The following is a 22324-nucleotide window of genomic DNA, read 5'->3' on the forward strand; positions in this document are numbered from 1 at the left end:
AGTCTCAAGATAGGAGCGTGGCCCCATGCCAATCGTACACATTGATCTAATTGCTGGTCGTTCACAAGAACAACTTAAAAATTTAGTTAAGGACGTGACCGCTGCAGTTAGCAAGAATACCGGTGCACCAGCCGAACACATTCATGTGATTTTAAGTGAGATGCAAAAAAATCGTTATAGTGTTGGTGGTGTTTTAAAGAGCGACGAGGAAGCAGAATAAGTTTTTCATTGCCGGACCGGTCAAATGACGCGGCCGGTTTTTTTTAAAGTCTGGGTAGAAGGTAGGTTAAATTGTGAACGAACAAATTAAGACGGATGCTCTAAATGCAGCACACCATTTAATGGTGGGTGGCGTTGATACAATAGCACTTGCAGAGGCTTATCAGACGCCGTTATATGTTTATGATACTGGCGCGATTCGTGCTGAAATTGCGGCGTTCAAGCAAGTGTTTGAAACGAACCACGTGGACTATCAAATTAGTTATGCTAGCAAGGCGTTTGCAACTGTAGCTATGTATCAGCTGATTGCCCAAGAGCACATTCATTGTGATGTGGTTTCCGGTGGTGAATTATATACGGCTCAACAAGCCAAGTTTCCGATGGCTGACATTTCGTTCCATGGTAATAATAAATCACTGGCAGAATTGACAATGGCATTAGATGCTGGTGTTGGTAACATAGTTGTTGATAATTTCGATGAGTTACAACAATTAATTGCGCTAACTAACCAGCGTCAGCAACTAACGACCATTATGTTGCGGATTGCACCAGGCATTTCGGCGCATACACACGACTACATCTCAACGGGTCAAGAAGATTCTAAGTTTGGCTTTGATTTGAATAGTGGTCAGGCAGATACGGCCGTTAAACAAGCGCAAGCCGCGCCGTTTTTGAACTTAGTTGGGATCCATTGTCATATTGGGTCACAAATTTTTGAATTGAACGGTTTTGAGATGATTGTCGATAAACTCGTCGGGGTGTTTGCACGCTGGCAACAAGAACTTGATTTTTATCCGCAAATCATGAATGTTGGTGGTGGGTTTGGGGTGAAGTATACCGCAGAGGATCATCCGTTGCAGCCAACGGATTTTGTGGATGCCATTGTCAAGGAGACGATGGCTCAGACTAAGGCGTATCACGTGCCGATGCTGGAAATCTGGATTGAACCGGGGCGGTCGCTGGTCGCAGCGGCTGGGCTGACACTGTATACGATTGGTGATGCTAAGGAGATTCCTGGTATTCGGAAGTATTTAGCAGTCGATGGTGGTATGGGTGATAATATCCGACCGGCATTATACCAGGCCAAGTATGAAGCAGTTCTAGCTAAAGATCCAACATTACCAGTTGAACAGGTGGTATCCATTGCTGGTAAGTACTGCGAATCAGGTGATATGTTGATTTGGAACCAACAGTTGCCGGCAACAAAATCCGGTGATGTGTTGGCCGTTCTTGACACTGGTGCATATGGGTACGCAATGGCTAGTAATTATAATCGTAATCCCAGACCGGCCGTCGTCTTTTGCGAACAAGGTCATAGCCAGCTTGTTGTACAACGTGAAAGCTATGCTGATTTAACACGGCTAGATTTACCACTATCAGTACCAGAAGAAACCAAATAAGATTGATGAGATGGCATTTCAGAATTGATATTCTTGAAATGCCGTTTTGTATCTCAATAGAATAACGTGCTCTTTTTATGGCGCTGTAACCTATTCGAGCTAGGCAACTATGGAAAATGCGCCATGTTAAAATGAGTCATGCGGAGGTTATGAGCCGGGGAATGCTGCCAATGGCGGTATTGTCATCAAATGAGCTTACTTAATCTTAGTCAGCCGTTTGTAATATCGCGTGTCACATCGTTGCTAATAGTTAATTGGGCTTATTGTGTGTTTAACAATGATTGTAGGTAAATGTTGAACTCAGTGTCAGCATAAATGTTTTAAACCGGGACCTAATTTTTAGTTAAATCTGGCTGCTTTACTTGCGTTAAACATAAAGTTTGTTAAAATTTGATAGTTAAAGTGTTCGACGGTGACGATGGTCAAAAAGGTGCCAGTAGCAAGTTAATGCTTTAAATAACCGGTGGGGGAGTTGTTAAAATGTCCAAAAAATGGCTAACTTGGCCAGTGTTTTATGAACTGACAGAAATTTATACGGCGCCACTCAACATTATGTGGTTTGTTCTAGGAAGTGCGATTGCGCAGTATCACTTAGGAATGGTTAACTGGCTCAATGTCGCTCTTTGTCTAGTTAGTGTGTTTATTTTTGACTTGGCCGTGAACGTTTCAGATAATTATTATGATTATCGGCATGCGCGTGATCGTGAAGGTTATGCGCAAAAGACTAATCCAATTGGGCGGTTAAAGTTGCCCGTTGCGGGTGTCGGGTGGTTAGCGTTAAGTTTGTATTTAATTTCATTGATCCCTGGAATTTGGTTGGTGCTGCGAACTGGGTGGTTAGTGTTGGTGCTGGGACTGGTTGGCTATACGATCGGTGTTTTTTACACTGCGGGGCCTCATCCAATCAACGCGACACCACTATGTGAGACGGTCGTTGCGTTGGCCATTGCTTTTCTAATTGAACTAACCTGTGTGGTTGTATCAATGTATGGTCAACAGCCGTTGACCTGGTCGATAGTCGGGACAACGTTCTTACTGTGCCTACCACTGACATTGATCTTTTTTTGCTTGCAGTTGGCTAATAATACGGCCGACCGTGATGAGGATATTTTAAATCATCGTTACACCTTAGCTTATTACCTTGGTAAACGTGGTTCGGTGCGGTTAATTCAAACCTTTTTGGTTATTGGTGGTATTTGGCCACTAGTGAATGTCTTACTTGGATTAGCACCGGTAGTGACGATTTGGGTCGTCTTAGTGCTTCCAATTATGTGGCAAGGTATGCGACCATTTTTTGCTGTTCAAGATAAACAAAAAACGTTTATTACGACGGTTAAGAGTGCCTCACTATTTTTTATTTTATATCCAGTTCTATTCGTTTTAGGAACGTGGTTGTAACAAATTGGTAAAGCTTACTAATTTTTTGACACTTATCATGGTTATTTTTATGAAAGTGGATTATATTATTACCAGTTTATAAAATAGGGGTAAGCAGGATGGAAGTAGAACAGCGACAACAGCGGCGCATCGCGTTTTATCACTTGATTATCACGTTACTGACGCTCTGGTCGGCAGTCAACGTGGTCTTATTATCATTTCATATTGGCGATTGGCACGTTGAGACGCATATTAGTAACGGTTTATTGGTGGTATTTGCCGTTGACTATTTTGTACGATTAGGTCGTTCACGTGATCGCAAGACTTTTTTAATTCATTCGGCGTTTGACTTAATGGGTATTATTCCCATGCACCCAGTATTTGCGCTGTTCCGACTGGGCCGGCTAGCGCGAATGGTGCAGTACCATCATTTATTTTGGAAATTGGGGTTAGATGGTAAGTGGTCTCATGATTTTCACCGCTTTATTTATAGTACGGGCTTTATTTACCTGTTCTCAATCAGTATTGCGATTATTGTTTTAAGTGCCTTACTCTTTTCTGTTTTTGAGCATCAGAGTTTATCAGATTCTTTGTGGTGGGCGATTACAACGGCGACAACCGTTGGGTATGGCGATGATACTCCACATACGGCGGTTGGAAAAGTGATTGCCGTGGGACTGATGTTTGGTGGGATTGGTTTTATTGGGTTATTAACTAGTACGATCACCGACTTCTTCACTAATCAGGCCAGTTCCAATATGCCAGTTGACGAAGCTCACGACCAAGACGAGTTACGCCAATTATTAGTCAAAATGGATACTTTGACGACCAAGGTTGAGCATCTGCAAAATCAGGTTAAACGGTTAGAAAAGGCTGACCATCGAAAAAAACATTGAAAATTTGGGTCATTACGTTGCCAGTTGTGGGTAACGCAGTGGCCCATTTTGCTATGCTATAATAGCGTTAATAAATTTGAAACGGCGGTGGTTGAGATGGGACATGCAGTAACCCGGTGGGTATGGTTACCGGCACCGGTTGTGACTCGTCAAGCAACATTCAAAATTCATGCCGGAAATTTGCAACTTCACCCAGTACCGTTGCAAGCAGCTCAGTGGTATCGGTTTGATCAGTCGCGACCAGGACGGGTGTGCGCAATGCCGATACCATCAGATCAGCATGCGGCTTTTATTGACTTAGCGGCCCAAGCAATTGGTAATGGACAAGTTGGCGTATTACCAGCACCTGAACGGCCAATAATGACGCGAACAACGATGATTTCTTTTACTCGGTAAAGGAACTTTGTGAATGAACCCTTAGGCTTGGCCCGGCGAGGTAAACTCACTATATTAAAGTTAATCAGAACGTTGTGATTAACTTAATTGAGTGGGAGGTGACGACGTGATGAAAACACGGTACCAATTATTGTTCAGTGGCTATGGTGGATTTGGAAAAGTAGGTTGGCATCTTTTGATGATGGTCATCACTGGTTTGACGGGATGGTTAGCTGGCCGGAAACTAGCATTTGCTGCGGCACTCACCACTACGATGCGCGACCATCATGGCTGGTCAGAACGTGAACTCAACCAAGCAAGTGTTCAATTGTTGCTGGCGACAACCATTACTGGAATAATTTGTTGGGGACTAGCGCGATATTTGAAGCCGCGGGCCTGAATTGGATTAAATTATAACGATTGTCAACTGATTCCTGAGTTGGAATGAGGGCAGTCGCTTTATTTGAAATAAATTAATTTTTGAGCGCACTAATCTAAAGCACTCGAAAGTGTTGAAAAAAGCTAGTATTTAAGATTGTGGGATCAACGTAATAGTCTTGCGTTGGTCCTTTTTATAATCTATATAAGCTGTTCCTTCGTCAATCATGACATATAGAACTTGTTCAACATGGCGCTCTTTAAGCCATTCACCACAATCTTTAAGTCAACATGTGACAGGTAATGGTTTAGAGATTTTCTTGGGTTTGGTGTTAGCTAAACCCACTAGAACTGGAACCGTGATTTGCTTTTGGCGGACATCAATGCCAGCAACACTTTCAGCGACGATTTCCATAAAACTCACCTCCTAATAATCTTGAAAGCAGTACCTTCAGTCATCGAGAGTTGAAACTTTATTTATGTGTACGAAACGACGATTGATTAATCGCATGAACTGGGAGGCCATCAGTTTTTTATACGGGCAACAACGAGCACCAACAAACACACGATGAACACGAAGCCGCCTTCGCAATTGTTATAACTGAGAAGCCGGCTGTTTCATATCATGATTACGAGGGTAGAGCGAAGCGGCGCCCTCAGATAGTTTTTTGTAGACTGATTGTCGATCGATAGGTGTGCGATTCACTATTTTTTCTTATTAATTAAAAATATAATTGGCGTAAAAAACGCGGATTAGCAGTATAAAATGGGTATTATTAACTTTCTGATCAAAAAAATAGGCTTGCATATAAATTAAAATATGATTAAAATTAGTCTTATTAAATTAATGGAGGCCTGTGAATGATTAGTTACAACCATCGTTTAGATCAACAACTCATTGAACGTGAAAATCATTATTTAGCGACTGCCGCGCGGATTAACTACTATGACTTAGTCATCGACCACGCCCACGGAGCACTGCTCACCGATGTTGATGGTAACCAGTATATTGATTTGTTAGCTAGCGCTTCAGCCATTAATGTGGGGCATACCCATCCACGGGTTGTTCGTGCGATTCAAGATCAGGCTGCTAAATTGATTCATTATACGCCGGCTTACTTTCATCATCAACCAGAGCAACAGTTAGCCGAACGGTTGGCAAAATCAGCGCCCGGCACAGATAACGAAGTGATTTTTGGTAATTCCGGTTCGGATGCCAATGACGCGATTATCAAATTTGCACGGGCCTATACCAATCGCCAATACATAGTGGCCTACACGGATGCTTATCATGGTTCAACGTATGGTTCAATGTCGTTATCAGGTGTGAGCTTAAACATGGTACGCAAGATGGGACCGTTACTACCTGGCGTGGTACACGTGCCATATCCGGATTGTTATCGGACATTACCTCATGAGACAGAACATCAATTAGCACAACGTTATTTTGCAGCGTTCAAGGCACCATTTGAGTCCTACTTACCGGCTGAAGAAACGGCATGTGTCATTATTGAACCGATTCAAGGTGATGGTGGAATTCGTAAGGCCCCGGCTGAATATGTCCAACTAGTCTACGATTTTTGTCAACAACATGGTATTTTATTTGCGGTCGATGAAGTCAATCAAGGCATGGGCCGGACCGGAAAATTGTGGAGTATTCAAAATTTTGCGGGTATTCGACCAGATTTGATGTCAGTCGGCAAGTCGCTTGCTTCTGGACTACCGCTTAGTGCGGTGATTGGTCGCCGTGACGTGATGGAAAGTTTAGGAGCACCGGCACATACTTTCACTACGGCCGCCAATCCAATCTGCTGTGCGGCAGCTTTAGCGACGCTAGATGTCTTAGCCGATGAGCGGTTAGTCACACGTTCGGCCAATTATGGGCGTTATGCTCGGGAGCGGTTTTTACAACTTCAACATCACCATCCTAAAATCGGTCAGGTGCGGATGTACGGACTAAACGGTGGAATTGAATTAGTGACGGATCCGCAGACGAAACAACCAGACCCTGAGTTTGCAAGTGATGTCATCTACGCGGCTTTTGAGCGCGGTGTCGTGATGATAACGCTTAAAGGAAATGTTTTACGGTTTCAACCACCATTAGTGATTACGAAAACGCAATTAGATACTGCATTAACGGTGTTAGATGAGGCACTAACTGCCGCAGAACAGGGGCTAGTTAAACGGCCGCAAGGCAAGATTGGTTGGTAAAACGAGGAGGGTTTTGATGCAACGGTTATTAAAACGATTAACTTTAAAAGAAGATCCGAGTATTTATGAAGATAAGGATTCACATTTAGCCCGGGTATTAACGGTCAAAGACTTTTTAGCCTTGGGTGTGGGAACGATTGTTTCAACGTCAATTTTTACATTGCCGGGAGTGGTAGCAGCGAACCATGCTGGTCCTGCGGTGGTCTTTTCATTCATCGTGGCGGCAATCGTTGCCGGATTAGTCGCGTTTGCGTACGCTGAAATGGCAGCTGCGATGCCGTTTGCTGGCTCAGCTTATTCATGGATCAATGTCATGTTTGGTGAGTTTTTTGGTTGGATTGCTGGGTGGGCACTACTTGCAGAGTATTTCATTGCGCTAGCGTTCGTCGGTTCAGGACTATCTGCTAATTTACGTGGACTGCTATCACCATTGGGACTGACGCTTCCTAAGGCGCTATCAAATACGTTTGGGACCAATGGTGGGGTAGTCGACTTAATTGCCGTACTCGTGATTGCTCTAGTCTCACTGCTTCTTTCACGGGGGATTAGCAAGGCTTCACGGGTTGAAAATATTTTGGTCGTACTTAAAGTGTTAGCGGTACTGACATTTATCGTAGTTGGTGCCACGGCCATTCACTTACAAAATTACGTCCCGTTTATTCCAAAATATCACCTGAATGCAGACGGGAGTGCTTTTGGGGGGTGGCAAGGAATTTATGCCGGAGTGTCAATGATTTTCTTAGCCTATATTGGCTTTGATTCGATTGCCGCGAACTCCGCAGAAGCTAAAAATCCTGGTAAAACGATGCCGCGAGGAATTTTGGGCTCACTAGTCATTGCAGTGATTCTATTTGTGGCTGTCGCTCTCGTCTTAGTTGGGATGTTTAAATATTCGGCATATGCGAATAATGCCGAACCAGTCGGCTGGGCCTTACGACAAGCGGGACATCCGATTGTTGCCAGTGTCATTCAAGCGATTGCTGTACTGGGAATGTTCACTGCCTTGATTGGTATGACGTTAGCGGGTTCACGGTTAATTTACTCCTTTGGACGTGATGGGATGCTACCGAAATGGCTCGGTAAGCTGCATCACAATCAACCGAATAACGCCTTACTCGTATTGACGATCGTCGCGATTATCATTGGTGCTTTCTGCCCGTTTGCCTTCTTAGCACAACTGATTTCAGCCGGAACATTGATCGCTTTCATGTTTGTCTCGCTGGGCATTTATGCTTTGCGACGTCGTGAAGGTGTGGACATCGCAGTACCAGCTTTTAAAATGCCATTTTACCCAGTTTTGCCAGCTATTGCTTTTCTCGGTGCTTTGTTCGTTTTCATGGGATTGGATATTCAAGCCAAATTATATGCGGGGGTGTGGTTCCTAGTTGGTTTAGTCATCTACTTTAGTTATGGCATGCGCCATTCGTATTTAGCTGAAAAACGACAATCAGATACGGCTACTAACTTAAAATCATCGTCTAAGACGGTTAATTCGGCCACCGAAGAACGTGACTAATTATTGCTGGGATACAATACAATAATCAAGGTAAGGTAGGCGACCTAATACAATATGGTCAAGCCTAAAAACCGGCACTCCAGATATCAACTCGTTCTGGAGGTGCCGGTTTTTATTGTTAATCAATATTGTTAGCCACTGATCAAAAGTGCGCGGGTTAGCACTAAATGGTACCATAGCAGTACTTGCTGTCTAGTGAATCAATGGCCAAATTAACGTGTCTCAGGTGTTTGCTGGTTATAATTATCTTTATTCTGCAATGCTAAAATAATTGTTTAAGTACCGGGCCACCCCATTTTGATCGTTATCGTAAGCAGTCACATCATCGGCTGTGGCTTTGATTTTATCAGTACCATTAGCCATCGCTACGCCTAGTCCCGCGTATGTTAACATTTCGAGGTCGTTGTGTTCATCACCAAAGGCAATCACATTACGGCGCGGAATTTGAAAATGATTTGCTAAGTAGGCAACGCCCTTAGCTTTGTGAACGCCCTTGGAGGTGATTTCTAAAATCGCATTCGGTCCGCCCCAAACACCAACGTCGACTTGGTCACCGAAGCGTTCAGTGATCCAGTCAATGATGGCTGCTCGCCGATCGAGTTGCACCAACAGGACTAATGAATTCGGATTACGGGTCAACGTGTTCGGCGTCAAGCGGGGACTGTCGGCAATTTCTGGAAAAAACTTACCCGCAATTAAGTCTTGACCGGCCGTCATAGTGCTTGTTTTATTTTCGGCAATGATCTCGTTGATGCCCAACTGTTCACGATGTTTAACGAGTGCTAAGACGATTGCCTTGTTAATGGTGAATTGATATTCGGATGACCACGTTTGGTGTGGCAGGTGTCCTAATGAACCATTAAAGTTGATCATCGGGCTCTTGAGATGCAGCTGATCGTAAATCGCCTGCGAGCCTTGATATGAGCGACCAGTAATAATGCTTACAATGTGACCCGCTGCTTGTAATCGTTGCATCGTTTGGATCGTTGCTGAATTGAGTTGGGATTCAGCATTCAAAGTGGTGCCATCTAAGTCTAACGCAATTAGTTTTCTTTCCATATTCAACAAACATCTCCCATATATCTGGCAGTTAATCAGTTAAATTTAGCATAAATCCCACCTAATTGCGAATCTTTGCTACCTTACAGTCGGGGCAAAATGTGGTAATCTAATTGAGGATGCTTTTTAATTGAGGAGGAAATTTGGGTGCAATTACCAGCAGAATTTATTCAAAAATATCAACGACTACTAGGCGATCAAGCGCCCGCTTTTTTGGCAGCTTTCGATGGCCCTGTTGAAAAAGGGTTTCGGGTTAATCCGAACAAGACTGTGACAGCCACGATGCGCGCCAAGATGGCAGCCCCCGTTCCGTACAGCCCAATGGGGTATTATGGCAAGGTGAACGGCAATGCGCTTGAACACTTGGCTGGTGCCGTCTACAGTCAAGAACCAAGTGCCATGACCGTTGGCGAGTTTGCAAAACCAGAACCTGGTGAACGAGTGTTAGACTTATGTGCGGCACCGGGTGGTAAAACGACGCATCTGTTAAGCTATTTGCATCAGACCGGCCTACTCGTGACCAATGAAATCAATCGACAACGGGTGACTGCTCTAGGGGATAATGTTGAGCGTTACGGCGCCCGCAATGCCGTGATTACCAACGATACACCCGCCGCTCTTGCCAAGGAATTACCAGGCTTTTTTGACCGAATCTTGGTGGATGCACCGTGTTCGGGTGAAGGGATGTTTCGTAAGGATCATGATGCAGTTCAGTATTGGACGCCCGACTATCCAGCGGCGTGTGCTGAACGCCAACGGGAGATTTTGACGGAAGCGGCCAAGATGTTGCGTCCGGGTGGACATTTGATTTATTCGACCTGTACCTTTGCACCGGAAGAGGACGAACAGATGATGGCCTGGCTGTTAAAAACTTATCCTGAGTTTGAGCTGGAGCCACTGATCAAGACGGCTGGGATGGTCGATGCAAAGCCGGAATGGGCGGATGGCAATCCTGAGCTGGCTAAAGCGGCCCGGTTATTTCCGCACTTGATGCGCGGTGAGGGTCACTTTATTGCCAAATTGGTCTATCATGGCACGACGGTGGGCAAGGACAAAAAAGTGGTTCGCGAACAGTTAAACGCCACGCAACGGCAGTTATGGACGGACTTTTTAAAAAAACAAGCAATGGCCGGTTTACCACAGCTCGTGTTACAGGCACATGGTGATCAGTTATACGGCGTGCCAGCGATGATGCCCGTTACGCGAAAGCTCAAGGTCTTTCGCCCCGGGATTTTATTGGGAACGTTTAAGAAGAAACGGTTTGAACCAAGTTACGCGTTAGCCTTAGCGAGTGATGATTTGTCCTTACCCAAAACTGAAATAACGCGTGAACAGTGGGCATTGTATGTCCATGGTGAGACATTTGAATTGACAAGTGCGCCTGTAGCTGGTTTTCGAGTCTTAACTTGTGATGGGTTGCCAGTTGGGTTTGGAAAGGTCGTCGCCAAGACGGTTAAAAATTTCTTTCCTAAGGGCTTACGGTTTTTGGCGACCTCTGAAAACGCGACGCTCTAACCTGATATGATATTGACTAAGTCATAACGTCCGCGTGCGATTGATGCTGAACAGGGGATGAGCAGCGGCCGTCATGAATCATTCGATCCGTGGTAAAATCGGGGGAACGATCTACTCAAGTTGCTGGTCAAATGGACCCAATCAATCGTGATATTGGAGGAAGAATTTATGTATTGCCCAAATTGTGGGAAAAAGAATGATATTGACGCGTTATTTTGTGAAAATTGTGGTGCGCGGCTGATTATCCCAGCCAGTTCAGCGCAACCAATACCGGCGTCAGCTGTAAGTTCTGCTGCTCAATCCACGTCGTCAACGGCTGCTTCAGAAGCACCGAGCGCCAGTACATCGATTTCGGCTGCACCGACTGCACCTGAACTTAGCACCCGTTCAGCGCAACATGCGCAACCACGTTCAACGTCAAAACTGTCTTGGGTTATTTTGATCGTGGTATTAGCCGTGGCACTCGGTGGTGGCTATTACTGGCTGGGACACCGGCGTCAGAGTAATTCGACGGCAACAACAACGGCCAAGTCTTCGTCGCGCACTGCTACATCGGAAAAAGCCGAGTCGTCATCATCGTCCAAGGCAGCTGCTAGTACGGCAACTCAGACGGCATTGTGGTCGACAACCAAGTCGAGCGAGTTAGCCTCGTTTATGTCGTCATGGCAAGATACCATGAACCAATCGTACGAGGGGACTTATGATGGTCAGTCGGTAACTATTGGTGAGTTGAATTTACCTTCAGACATCAAAAACAATCAGTACCAAGATAAGATTACGGTCAATGGTGACACAGTCAAGCTCAAGTGGACGACGGCTGCTGATACCGATGCGAAGTACCAGGTCGTTGCCGCGGCCACTGATTCGAACGCGTCTAGTGGCGTGATTACGTATCTGTATGTTTTCCATAATGGTTCGCCAGACGTCCTGGTCTCGCAAGACAGTGCCACTGCCACAACGTTTAACTTCACTAGTTCACAAAATACGGATTTACAAGATGGCTTTGCAAAGATTGCCAATGCGGATTAATAACTGAATTATTCGGAATCGTGTGTTTATGTTAAGTCGGCATGAACACACGATTTTTTTGCGCGATATTTGACCAGAAAATAGCGTATTGGCGCTTTGAAACTGAATAATTAATGTCGGGTAATAGAAAGCGATGCTGATTTGCAATCGATTATTGAAAATTATTAGCTACGTACAAAATGATATCCGTCGGCTAGAGTGGGTTTATTAGTGCAACGGCATGCAACGTTTCAGCGACTGCATCTATTTGCTCATGCAACAGCATGCAATATAACGACTTTTTTATGAATTATATGTGAACTTTGTATGAATCAATGTATCAACTGATACTATTTGAGCCCGTGATATTAGCCGGTTTAACGCCAAATAGGCCCGGATGTTAATAAGCAAAGCGTCCTAATGCAATTTAACGCAAACGCTTGCATAATTTTGAAAGCGGTTTTATAATCTAACTTGTACTCAAGCGATTGATATTATTTTTGGGAGGCTTTATTGTGGAAGAAACATCTAAAACAACGGCCGGGTTACCAAAACTGTCATCCAATAAGATTTGGATGATGAGTCTAGGTTTCCTCGGCGTTCAAATGGCATTTACACTCCAAAGCTCACAGATGAGCCGGATCTTTCAAACCTTAGGTGCAGATCCGAATAACCTTGGCTGGTTCTTCATCTTGCCACCACTTGCTGGTTTGATCGTGCAACCCATCATTGGGAGTTTATCCGACCGGACATGGGCCCCACGCTTAGGTGGGCGACGGTTGCCTTACTTGATTCTGGGAACGGTCGTTGCGGCCATCGTGATGTTATTATTACCTAACTCTGGCTCGTTTGGATTTGGTTACGCTTCCATGGCAGCTTTAGTTTTTGGCGCGATTACGGTGGCGTTTCTCGATTTATCGTCTAACGTGGCAATGCAACCATTCAAGATGATGGTCGGGGATATGGTCAACGATGATCAAAAAAGTTACGCCTATGGGATTCAAAGTTTCTTGTTGAATACTGGTGCCGTCATTGCGGCGATTTTCCCATTCTTATTGACCTTATTCGGGGTCGCCAATACGGCTAGTAAAGGGGTCATTCCTAACTCAGTGATTTGGTCATTTTATATCGGGGCAGCAATCTTAGTGGTTTCAACGATTATTACCATCGCCCGGGTACGGGAATATGATCCGGTGACTTACGCAAAGTATCACGGCATTAATGAAAGCGCTAATAAATCTGGCGGTAATTGGTTAGCACTCTTGAAGAAGGCTCCAAAGGTCTTCTGGTTAGTAGCCTTGGTTCAATTCTTCTGCTGGATAGCATTCCAATATTTATGGACATATTCAACCGGTGCGATGGCCGCTAACGTTTGGCACACCACAAACGCCAGTTCCGCCGGCTACCAAGCTGCTGGTAACTGGTACGGGATCTTGTCTGCTATTCAGTCGGTCGCCGCAGTTATCTGGTCATACGTTTTGGCCAAGGTTCCTAATAATCGTCATAAACTCGGTTACGCTTTGAGTTTATTACTTGGTGCGGTTGGCTTCTTCTCGATTTTCTTTATTCACAGTCAATTAGCATTGGTCGTTTCATTCATTCTCGTTGGGATGGCTTGGGCCGCGATGAATACGTATCCATTAACGATGGTGACTAACGCTTTATCTGGTGAACATATGGGAACCTACTTAGGGCTCTTTAACGGATCGATTTGCTTACCACAGATTGTTGCTTCACTACTAAGTTTTGCATTATATCCACTATTAGGCAATTCACAAGCTAACATGTTTATCTTTGCCGGAATCGTCCTTGCGATTGGTGCGGGCACAGTTGGCTTGATCAAAGAAACATACAAAAACTAGGAGGAATTAACTTATGAAACGAATTTTTGATGTTAATCCATGGCATGTTTTGACCACTGATTTCAAACCAGAAAACAAACGGTTGCAAGAGTCCATGACTAGTCTGGGGAATGGTTACATGGGCATGCGTGGCTTCTTTGAAGAAGATTATGCTGGCGATACGCTTCCTGGGATTTATCTTGGCGGGGTCTGGTATCCAGATAAGACCCGGGTCGGTTGGTGGAAGAATGGCTATCCAGAATATTTTGGTAAGGTCATCAATGCTGTCAACTTCATCAAGATCAATTTCAAGCTCAATGGCACTAAGATTGACTTGGCGACTGCTGACTTCAGCGATTTTAAACTTGATTTGGATATGCAACACGGGACTTTGACGCGATCATTTGTGGTTGATCAAGATGGTCAACGGGTTCGAGTGACCTTTGAGCGTTTCTTGAGTGTCGCGCAAAAGGAACTTTCAGTTCAGAAGGTGACGTTCGAAAACTTAAACGACCAGACAGTTGATTTGAAAGTCGCTTCGGCGCTAGATGCCGACGTTAAAAATGAAGATGCTAATTACGATGAACATTTCTGGAACGTTCACGAAGTCACCGATGATCGGTTAATTGCTCAGACGGTACCAAATGATTTTGGAACCCCACAGTTTACCTCTGGGATGCAAGTGAGTTATGTGACGAATTTAACCCATAAAGCGGCCGAAGTGACTGATACAGCCACGGTTGATCGCTACTTCGGCACGTTAGAGGCTGGGGCCAGCATTAGTTTTGAAAAGCGGGTCGTCGTGGTTACGTCACGGGATTATCCGACTGATGATGCCATTATGACTGCGCTCCAACGCTTGACAGATACGGTCAGCGCCCAATCCTTCGACGATTTATTGGCGGCCCATGTAGCGGGCTGGGCGGATCGTTGGCAACAATCAGATATTCAAATTGAAGGTGATACTGCGGCCCAACAAGGCATGCGTTTCAATTTATTTGAACTCTTTAGCACTTACTACGGCGATGATCCGCGGTTGAATATTGGACCAAAGGGATTTACTGGTGAAAAGTATGGTGGTGCGACTTATTGGGATACGGAAGCATTTGCCGTTCCAGTTTACCTGGGGATTACCAAACCAGAAGTTACTCGCAACTTACTGATGTATCGTTATAAGCAGTTGGATGGTGCCTATCATAATGCTCGTCAACAAGGGCTTGATGGGGCATTGTTCCCAATGGTGACCTTCAATGGGATTGAATGCCACAACGAGTGGGAAATCACTTTCGAGGAAATCCATCGTAACGGCGACATTGCCTTTGCTATTTATAACTACACGCGTTATACCGGTGATACATCATACGTCTTACATGAAGGCAGTAAAGTGTTGACGGAGATTGCTCGTTTCTGGGCAGACCGGGTGCACTTCAGCAAACGTAATCAGCAGTACATGATTCATGGGGTCACTGGTCCAGATGAATATGAAAACAACGTTGATAATAACTTTAATACCAATTATTTGGCGCAGTGGACACTGAAGTATACGCTTGAAATTTTGGACCAAGTCAGTGATGAACAAGCTGCCAACTTAAACGTGACTGCTGAAGAACGTGCCCACTGGCAAGATATCGTTGATCGGATGTATTTACCATATGACAAGGATCTGGATATCTTTGTTCAACATGATGGTTATCTGGATAAGGACTTAGCGCCCGTTTCCGCAATTTCAGCTGACCAATTACCAATTAATCAGCATTGGTCATGGGACCACATCTTACGGTCACCTTATATCAAGCAAGGTGATGTGTTACAAGTGATGTATGACTTTATTGATGATTTCTCAAAGACACAATTGAAACACAATTTTGATTTCTACGAACCGATGACGGTTCACGAATCAAGCTTGTCACCAGCCATCCATGCCGTGTTAGCTGCTGACTTACACTATGAAGACAAGGCCGTGGCTTTCTATAACCGGACGGCACGGCTTGATCTTGACAATTACAATAATGATACGGTCGATGGTCTTCACATCACCTCAATGACTGGTGGTTGGATTGCGATGGTCCAAGGATTTGCTGGCATGCGTGTTCATGATGGACAACTGAGTTACCGGCCGTTCTTACCAAAACAATGGACGAAGTATTCTTTCCGTCAAGTCTTCCGTGATCGGATTATTGAAGTCACGGTTGATCACAATGGGACGACTTTGAAGTTGATTACCGGGGAACCGATTGATGTTCAAGTGGATGGTACCACGCAGACATTGACACAGAACTAGTTCAATCCGCACTGATCGAAGGGAATGAGGCGTACGATTTCTGCAGTACCATTTGGTGTATATCAAGGTGAGTCAGTCTATTTATACACGATTGAAAATATCCATCATAGCAAACTAAAAGTGTTGAGTTATGCGGCAACGTGCTATGACTTCGAAGTGCAGGTCGACCGCCAGCCACAATCATTTGTGCTTCACTTTGATAACTTGGCGGATTATATCGAGATGCCTTATCAAGTCGGCAAAACAGTGGGTCGAGTTGCTGGCCGAATCGTTAACGCGACGTTTTCCTTGAATGGGCAGACGTACCACTTACCGCCAAATAACGGCCGGCATTTGCTACACGGTGGCGATCATGGCTTACAAATGCATAATTTTCGAGCCCGTTTTGATCCTGATGACGACACTGTCACATTGACGACAACGCTAGTGAGCGCTGACGATGAGTTTCCGGGCGACTTGACGGTAACTGTAAGCTATACGTTAACGGCCGATGATGAGGTTCAAATCAGCTATCACGGGGTGACCACTGCTGATACGTTATTCAATCCGACCTGTCACGTTTACTTTAATCTTGATGGTCAGGCCGCACTGATCAATCCCCAGCAATTACGCCTCAACTCGACCAAGCTAGTTCATACGGATCACGAGAAGGTCCCGACCGGCGTATGACTTTCGCGAGCAGCCAACGATTCAATCGCAGCTCGATCGGTTGATCCAAGAAACTGGCAAGACAGAGTACGATGATTGTTATGTGCTTGACCACCATGATGAACCCGCCGGTGTGTTGGCCATGGATCACGGCCAGTTGCTCATTAATACAGATCGTAATGGCTTGGTTATTTTTACGGCTAATCCTGACCGGACACAGTCGGATCGCTTAGGTGACTACCATGCGCTGGCCGTGGAATTGCAAACCTTGCCGGATGCTATTAATCATCATGGCTTTGGTGATACGGTTCTACGGGCTGGTCAGCCACGGACGTATATGAACCGCTACCGATACGTGTCAAAATAGCAATCAATTGATGGTTAAAATTATTTTCTTTATCACTATCCAAAAGCAGTGCTTGCCATAGGGCACACTGCTTTTTCAGTTTACTTGATTATAACAAGAACGCGTCATCACAAGTATAGAATGACATTCCATAACTTGTGATGACGCGTTTTATTTTAATCTTTAATCGATTGTTTGTAGTTAACAAGTTCAGGTGATAACAGGATTTTGTCCTGAATATGGTTGCTTTTGAATTGATCAACACGCGTTACGCCGACGAGTGCAAATAGGCGTTTTAATTGCGACTGCCAATCCGTCAGCATCGCAATGACTTCGTCGTCCGTATGATGGAGTAAGGCGTGCAACACAGTGCCGGCCATGCCGACCGCGTCAGCGCCTAACATCAACGCTTTTAAGATGTCGAGTGGCTGTCGAACGCCACCAGCAGCTAAGACCGTGAGATCATCCGGTCGGTTCTGAACGCTTAACAAAGATTCAACCGTGGTAAGTCCAAAGTCGTGTAGGTAGGCCATATCGCGGTTAGCACGTCGGCGATTCTCAATGTCGACAAAGTTAGTCCCACCGTGACCGCCTAAATCTAAGTAACGCACGCCGGCAGCGTAGAGCTGTTGCATCGTGGGGCGGGAAATACCAAAGCCCACTTCTTTGACGATCACTGGTACCGTTAAGGCTTGGACTAAGTCTGAAATGTTAGTTAGCCAATGAAAGTCACGGTCGCCTTCTGGCATGACGATTTCTTGAACGACATTGAGATGGAGCTCGAGCGCATCAGCATGGAGCATTGCAATCGCTGTTTGGGCCGCAGATAACGGGTGGCCGGCACCAAGATTGCCAAAGATCAGCCCGTTCGGATTGTGGTCACGCATCGTGGCAAAAGTAGGGGCTACTTGGGGATCTTTGATGGCGACACTTTGAGAGCCGGTCGCAATCGGTAAGCCACAAGCTGCAGCGATGCGGCCTAAACGAGCGTTGATTTCGCCCGTTCGCTGTGAGCCCCCAGTCATCGCTTCAATGTAGAGGGGGCTGTCCCAATGCCACTGGCCAACGGTGGTGGCTAAATCGACGTCGGCCACGGCAGTTTCCGGCAACGCGTCGTGGCGAATCCGGACCTGGTCAAAGGCATTGGCTTGTTCGCCATGAAAATACTTTTCAGCTAACGAAACATGTTCATCTTTCCGATGAGATTGTTGACTTTGTGGCACGGTGCCACCTCCAATTAATTTAGAATTTGAAAACGAGTCCGGCAGGGTGCCAGGCTCGTCAATAAACTGCTTAAGAATTTGGTAAAACAGTATCCTGAACCGTATGCACATTCAAGTTAAGTTGTTCGATACCGTCATGAGCCCATGCAGCTAATAATGGCCGTGGGTCGATGGTTTGATCAATCAAAACAATCCCACAGTCACCACCGCCAGCGCCCGAAGTCTTCGCGGCCGCCCCAGCAGTTTCAGCGAGTTGAATCATTTTCTGTAATAAGGGGGTTTCAATCGTAACGTGACTAAAGCTGCCTAAATTTTGAAGTAGTTGGCGATTAGTTCGCAATTCAGTTTGAATGATGCCTAAATCACCGCGATGAAAACCCACAATCATACGTTTGAGACAAGCCTTACTAGCCTGTAGAAAGGTCTGGTATTCATCCCGTTGCTTGGCCTTGAACAAGGCGACTTTATCAACTAAATGCGACGTGGAAGCTGGCGATCCAGTCCAACCGATCATTAAGCGGAGTGCTGCGGGTGGAGTCAATAACTCGATTTTTAAATCAGGCCAAGGCATGGTCAATAATTCAGTTAGAGTTGATTGGGTCTGTTGTTGATGAAGCCACTGACGATCGAATGAATGGTAAGCGATCCAACCACCATACACGCTAGCTGCAATATCGCCAAGTGAGCCATTACCTTGAACAGATAGGTGTGCGATAGCTGCTAACTTGAAGAGTTTATTCTTGTCCATAGGTAAGTGATAAAACTGACATAATGCTTTAACGGTCGCCACAGTTACAGCTGCTGAGGAGCCCAGGCCATATTTCTTGCCGTCTGCACTATCGAGTTCACTATTAATACCTAGATGATAAACACCTAGTTCGCGACCTAACTCGTGCGCATAACTTTCCGTGAGGCTAATAGCCGCTAAAATATAATGGAACGGGTTGTCACGATTGTCGAAGACCATTGTGTCTCCTTGACGCCGCCAGACGATTGAGTTTTCTTGATATTGCTCAGAAACGATACTCCCAATCGTTTCGCTAGGTGAAATCGTTGCTGTCACAAATTGATCAAGTGCAACGATAATTGCTGGATAACCACTTTCCACTACGGCGTATTCACCGGCAATGTAGAGTTTTCCAGGGGCTTTCACCGTTATCATGCCATCATGTCCTTTCATGACCATTACTGATCATTATAAATTAAACTGAATTATTTTTCTGTCATCGTGATGCCCGGCCCTGGTTTCGCAACCATTAATTGATCAACGTCAAAACACTGTTGCAACCTGGTCATAATCACGTCAGTATCCTGACCCGCACAAATGATTTTAACGTTCGGGCCAGCGTCCAAAGTATAATAACAGTTTATCCCGTGTGAACGCAAGTCGTTAACTGCTTGAATGGCGGTTAGTGTCTCCGCGGTGAAATAATTAAAGGCGGGGTCAGCGCTTAAATTAAGTGCGTGCATCCGCATGGCATTTGTTTCGGCAATCTGGCCAACGGTGGTGAGATCGCGAGCAGCAATTGCCTGACGCATCCGCTTCAAGTCGGTTTCAGCAGTTGTGACCCAGGCTGGGTAGTAAGGCGACGTAGCGACGACTCGTGCCATGCCATCGGTTGAACTGATAGGTTTTCGCGTGGCCTTTAAGACAACCGCAATCATTTGAATATCCCAATTTACGGGGTCCTGTAAGACTTCGGCATACGAACTCTGGTCATCGTGACCAGCATGCCATTCGACAAAGCCACCAAAAATCGAGCGGGTTGCTGAACCGGACCCACGGCGCGCTAGGCGTGACAAATCAGCTGCATCTAAGCGTAAGCCAGCAGCGCGGCTAGCAGCTCCTGCCAAAGCAGCAAATCCGGAGGCCGAAGACGCTAAACCGGCCGAAGTGGGCACGTGATTTTCAGTTTGGATAGTAGCAAAGGCGGTTTGACCACTGCGTTGACGAACAAGGTCGAGAAATTGGCTAATGCGTGTCGCCTTGGCTGCTGGTAATAATTGATGGTTAAAGTAAACTCGATCAGCGCTGAGATGGCCATCGAAGGTCACACTAGTTTGGGTGTAAAAGTGATCAAGTGTCAGTGAGATGCTGCCGTTTTGCGGTAGCATCAAAGCCGCATCCTTTTTACCCCAGTATTTAACTAACGCGATGTTAGTGTGTGCCTTTGCCGTAACGGTTTTCGCCATGTCTTTTCCTCCAAAGTTAAAATTAATCATCATTTAATAGTGGTTCGACCCAAGTTGCAGTTGCACCAGCCGCGGCTAACTTTTGTGATAACTGGTTAGCGATGCTTGCTTCTGGGGCAAGTGCAATCAGACAACCACCCTGACCGCTACCGGTCAATTTGGCTGCCAGAGCACCGTTTTGGCGCGCTACTGCTAGTAATTGTTCAAGAGCTGGGTGGCTGACCCCCATGGAGCGCAGATCGTCTTGAGCACCATTCAGGGCCGTTGCTAAGGCCCCCATATTACCATCTTCAAGGGCCACACGGGTCTGATGGGTCAAGCGGCCCAAGTCATCGATCCGAGCTTGAATCGTAGCTCCTTCAACCATCAGCAAGTTGCGAACGGTGGCGACAGCAATTTTGGTTTGACTTTTAATACCGGTATCCGCAATCACTAAATAACCAGGTAGTTTGACAGGAATCGGAAAGTTTTCGCGTCCTTTAACAAACCACACTGGGCTTTTGGCACTGGCGGTGGCAACATCTAAGCCACTAGGCTGACCATGGGTGTAACTTTCGGCAACATTAGCTGTGGCTAATAATTCCTGATGTGAGAGTGGGTGCTCAAAGAAATCATAAAAGGCGCGCGTCACGGCAACGGCCGCCGCCGCCGAAGAGCCCATCCCTCGTTCGGAAGGAATGTCACTTGTGATATGAATATCAAATCCTTGTTCTGGCGCATTAAAGCGCGCTAATAGCGTTTTGATGAGGGTCTGGATGCCCCCTAAATTAGCAGACATCATTTTAAAATCACCATTGAAGTAGCGACTCTTAACGGTTTGGGTCACATCACGGCGGTGAATGATGGCTTGCATTTGAATGGTCGAAATTGGCAGTGCAATGGCAGGTTGTCCGTAGACGACACCATGTTCGCCAATTAAAATAATTTTGGCATGACTAGTACCGGTAGCTAGATCTTTCAATCGTGTCGCTGCCTTTCTGTAAGTAGATTAATAATAGCTTCATAATACCTTATTAGCATTTTTTTTGCTACGCTAACCCTGCTAAAGCATTCGAATTTAGCAGAAACATAAGTTAAACTAGTTTGGAAAGTAACAATTTGATTAGATTGAGCCGATTGGCGTGATAACAGTGCTGGCATAATGGCAATGAGTGGGTGATGTCTTAAATTCAACGTGATAAAATTAGAAAAGAATTAAAAGCGAGGCGTTCAATAATGGAAAAAGAAGAAATTGACATAATTATGACCCGCTACGTGGTACCAGATGCAGTTACTAACGAAGATTGGCATTGTTTGTCGTTTATGTCAGCACTGATTCTTCACGGGTCCATGTAAGATTGGCCACGTTACGTCAAGTGTTTCCCAAAATTTTTTGTGAATTTTATCGGTGCCCGTTAGATACTGAGCTTGACCAACTTGAACATTATCCGTCAACTGAAATCGGCCTGACAGATCTAGCTTGTGAGTTGGTCGAGCTGAGCTCGATTGGCCGAATATGCTATAATTTATAATGATCAATGTGACGTGCAAGTGACAATTAGTGAGAAAAATAGTTGAACGAGGCTAAGTTGCTAAATGTGACGGTCAAAAGTGACTCGCACATGGTGGTGTCAATGTGAGTTGGTGCCAATTAATGGTCGGGACAGTTCATGACCGTTAAGAATTTGCAAACTGGCCATTTAGCCCGGCTAGTTCAACAATAATTTAGCACCACTTAGCGATACACATCACGTCGTATGCCATAAAGATTGATTGGTTGAGCTGGCTACATGCATAATGACATTACTAATTAGCCAGCTTAATGAACATCTTTACAATCCATAATTTTGGGGAAATGA

Annotated in this window: 18 protein-coding genes and 1 pseudogene; 13 read left to right on the top strand and 6 right to left on the bottom strand. The window is 45.3% G+C overall.

Features of this window, described 5'->3' with window-relative positions:
- Positions 1-25 precede the first annotated feature (25 nt).
- From RXV91_RS02880 to RXV91_RS02905, 6 genes are all read left to right on the top strand, one after another.
- Positions 26-220 (top strand): 2-hydroxymuconate tautomerase, encoded by a 195-nt coding sequence (locus RXV91_RS02880; protein WP_021731455.1) that lies wholly within the window; start codon positions 26-28, stop codon positions 218-220.
- 73 nt (positions 221-293) lie between these two features.
- Positions 294-1619: a diaminopimelate decarboxylase gene (gene lysA / locus RXV91_RS02885; protein WP_316438588.1), complete on the top strand. Its 1326-nt coding sequence runs from the start codon at positions 294-296 to the stop codon at positions 1617-1619.
- Positions 1620-2099: 480 nt separating this feature from the next.
- Positions 2100-3017, top strand: a complete 918-nt coding sequence (locus RXV91_RS02890; protein WP_316438589.1) for a prenyltransferase — start codon at positions 2100-2102, stop codon at positions 3015-3017.
- A 98-nt stretch (positions 3018-3115) separates the two neighbouring features.
- Complete coding sequence (locus RXV91_RS02895) at positions 3116-3892, top strand: ion channel (protein ID WP_316438590.1); 777 nt, start codon at positions 3116-3118, stop codon at positions 3890-3892.
- 96 nt (positions 3893-3988) lie between these two features.
- Positions 3989-4288, top strand: a complete 300-nt coding sequence (locus tag RXV91_RS02900) for a hypothetical protein (RefSeq protein WP_316438591.1) — start codon at positions 3989-3991, stop codon at positions 4286-4288.
- 106 nt (positions 4289-4394) lie between these two features.
- Positions 4395-4667: a hypothetical protein gene (locus RXV91_RS02905; protein WP_316438592.1), complete on the top strand. Its 273-nt coding sequence runs from the start codon at positions 4395-4397 to the stop codon at positions 4665-4667.
- Between the two features lie 264 nt (positions 4668-4931).
- Here the strand turns inward: RXV91_RS02905 and RXV91_RS02910 are convergent, their stop codons facing one another.
- A complete protein-coding gene (locus tag RXV91_RS02910; RefSeq protein ID WP_316438593.1) occupies positions 4932-5060 on the bottom strand; it encodes a hypothetical protein in 129 nt (42 codons plus the stop codon).
- A gap of 446 nt (positions 5061-5506) precedes the next feature.
- Between RXV91_RS02910 and RXV91_RS02915 the strand changes: the two genes are divergently transcribed.
- Entirely contained in the window at positions 5507-6856 is a 1350-nt protein-coding gene (locus RXV91_RS02915) for an aspartate aminotransferase family protein (protein WP_316438594.1), read from the top strand.
- A 16-nt stretch (positions 6857-6872) separates the two neighbouring features.
- The gene (locus RXV91_RS02920) at positions 6873-8372 is read left to right on the top strand and encodes an amino acid permease (RefSeq protein ID WP_316438595.1); all 1500 of its coding nucleotides are present in this window, start codon (positions 6873-6875) and stop codon (positions 8370-8372) included.
- Positions 8373-8621: 249 nt separating this feature from the next.
- Here the strand turns inward: RXV91_RS02920 and RXV91_RS02925 are convergent, their stop codons facing one another.
- Positions 8622-9431: a Cof-type HAD-IIB family hydrolase gene (locus RXV91_RS02925; protein ID WP_316438596.1), complete on the bottom strand. Its 810-nt coding sequence runs from the start codon at positions 9429-9431 to the stop codon at positions 8622-8624.
- Positions 9432-9578: 147 nt separating this feature from the next.
- Here RXV91_RS02925 and RXV91_RS02930 point away from each other — a divergent pair, with 147 nt between their 5' ends.
- The 5 genes and pseudogenes from RXV91_RS02930 to RXV91_RS02950 all read left to right on the top strand — a co-directional run bounded on the left by RXV91_RS02930 (position 9579) and on the right by RXV91_RS02950 (position 17091).
- Positions 9579-10946, top strand: coding sequence for an RsmF rRNA methyltransferase first C-terminal domain-containing protein (locus RXV91_RS02930; protein ID WP_316438597.1), 1368 nt, complete (start codon positions 9579-9581; stop codon positions 10944-10946).
- Positions 10947-11114: 168 nt separating this feature from the next.
- On the top strand, positions 11115-11975 hold the full coding sequence (locus tag RXV91_RS02935; RefSeq protein WP_316438598.1) for a DUF4767 domain-containing protein: 861 nt from the start codon (positions 11115-11117) through the stop codon (positions 11973-11975).
- Between the two features lie 494 nt (positions 11976-12469).
- Positions 12470-13816: an SLC45 family MFS transporter gene (locus tag RXV91_RS02940; RefSeq protein ID WP_316438599.1), complete on the top strand. Its 1347-nt coding sequence runs from the start codon at positions 12470-12472 to the stop codon at positions 13814-13816.
- 13 nt (positions 13817-13829) lie between these two features.
- A complete protein-coding gene (locus RXV91_RS02945; protein WP_316438600.1) occupies positions 13830-16076 on the top strand; it encodes a glycoside hydrolase family 65 protein in 2247 nt (748 codons plus the stop codon).
- A 24-nt stretch (positions 16077-16100) separates the two neighbouring features.
- Positions 16101-17091 (top strand): annotated as a pseudogene (locus RXV91_RS02950) (aldose epimerase family protein).
- Positions 17092-17246: 155 nt separating this feature from the next.
- On the opposite strand, the gene fni reads toward RXV91_RS02950, so the two are convergent.
- The 4 genes from fni to mvk all read right to left on the bottom strand — a co-directional run bounded on the left by fni (position 17247) and on the right by mvk (position 21447).
- A complete protein-coding gene (fni, locus tag RXV91_RS02955) occupies positions 17247-18293 on the bottom strand; it encodes a type 2 isopentenyl-diphosphate Delta-isomerase (protein ID WP_316438601.1) in 1047 nt (348 codons plus the stop codon).
- 70 nt (positions 18294-18363) lie between these two features.
- Positions 18364-19455 carry a phosphomevalonate kinase gene (locus RXV91_RS02960; protein WP_316438949.1) on the bottom strand — a complete coding sequence of 364 codons (1092 nt, stop codon included), beginning with the start codon at positions 19453-19455 and terminating at the stop codon, positions 18364-18366.
- A gap of 50 nt (positions 19456-19505) precedes the next feature.
- Entirely contained in the window at positions 19506-20486 is a 981-nt protein-coding gene (gene mvaD / locus RXV91_RS02965) for a diphosphomevalonate decarboxylase (protein WP_316438602.1), read from the bottom strand.
- Positions 20487-20508: 22 nt separating this feature from the next.
- Positions 20509-21447 carry a mevalonate kinase gene (gene mvk, locus RXV91_RS02970; protein ID WP_316438603.1) on the bottom strand — a complete coding sequence of 313 codons (939 nt, stop codon included), beginning with the start codon at positions 21445-21447 and terminating at the stop codon, positions 20509-20511.
- Positions 21448-22324: the final 877 nt, after the last annotated feature.

Origin of the sequence: Lactiplantibacillus sp. DA1 (genome assembly GCF_032681335.1) — a bacterium.
Classification (GTDB): domain Bacteria; phylum Bacillota; class Bacilli; order Lactobacillales; family Lactobacillaceae; genus Lactiplantibacillus.

What these genes read in the sequence shown, in the direction of transcription:
- RXV91_RS02880 (WP_021731455.1), top strand. Translation starts at nt 26, where the DNA reads ATGCCAATCGTACACATTGATCTAATTGCTGGTCGTTCACAAGAACAA.
- RXV91_RS02890 (WP_316438589.1), top strand. Translation starts at nt 2,100, where the DNA reads ATGTCCAAAAAATGGCTAACTTGGCCAGTGTTTTATGAACTGACAGAA.
- RXV91_RS02895 (WP_316438590.1), top strand. Translation starts at nt 3,116, where the DNA reads ATGGAAGTAGAACAGCGACAACAGCGGCGCATCGCGTTTTATCACTTG.
- RXV91_RS02900 (WP_316438591.1), top strand. Translation starts at nt 3,989, where the DNA reads ATGGGACATGCAGTAACCCGGTGGGTATGGTTACCGGCACCGGTTGTG.
- RXV91_RS02910 (WP_316438593.1), bottom strand. Translation starts at nt 5,060, where the DNA reads ATGGAAATCGTCGCTGAAAGTGTTGCTGGCATTGATGTCCGCCAAAAG.
- RXV91_RS02915 (WP_316438594.1), top strand. Translation starts at nt 5,507, where the DNA reads ATGATTAGTTACAACCATCGTTTAGATCAACAACTCATTGAACGTGAA.
- RXV91_RS02920 (WP_316438595.1), top strand. Translation starts at nt 6,873, where the DNA reads ATGCAACGGTTATTAAAACGATTAACTTTAAAAGAAGATCCGAGTATT.
- RXV91_RS02925 (WP_316438596.1), bottom strand. Translation starts at nt 9,431, where the DNA reads ATGGAAAGAAAACTAATTGCGTTAGACTTAGATGGCACCACTTTGAAT.
- RXV91_RS02935 (WP_316438598.1), top strand. Translation starts at nt 11,115, where the DNA reads ATGTATTGCCCAAATTGTGGGAAAAAGAATGATATTGACGCGTTATTT.
- RXV91_RS02945 (WP_316438600.1), top strand. Translation starts at nt 13,830, where the DNA reads ATGAAACGAATTTTTGATGTTAATCCATGGCATGTTTTGACCACTGAT.
- RXV91_RS02960 (WP_316438949.1), bottom strand. Translation starts at nt 19,455, where the DNA reads ATGATAACGGTGAAAGCCCCTGGAAAACTCTACATTGCCGGTGAATAC.
- mvaD (WP_316438602.1), bottom strand. Translation starts at nt 20,486, where the DNA reads ATGGCGAAAACCGTTACGGCAAAGGCACACACTAACATCGCGTTAGTT.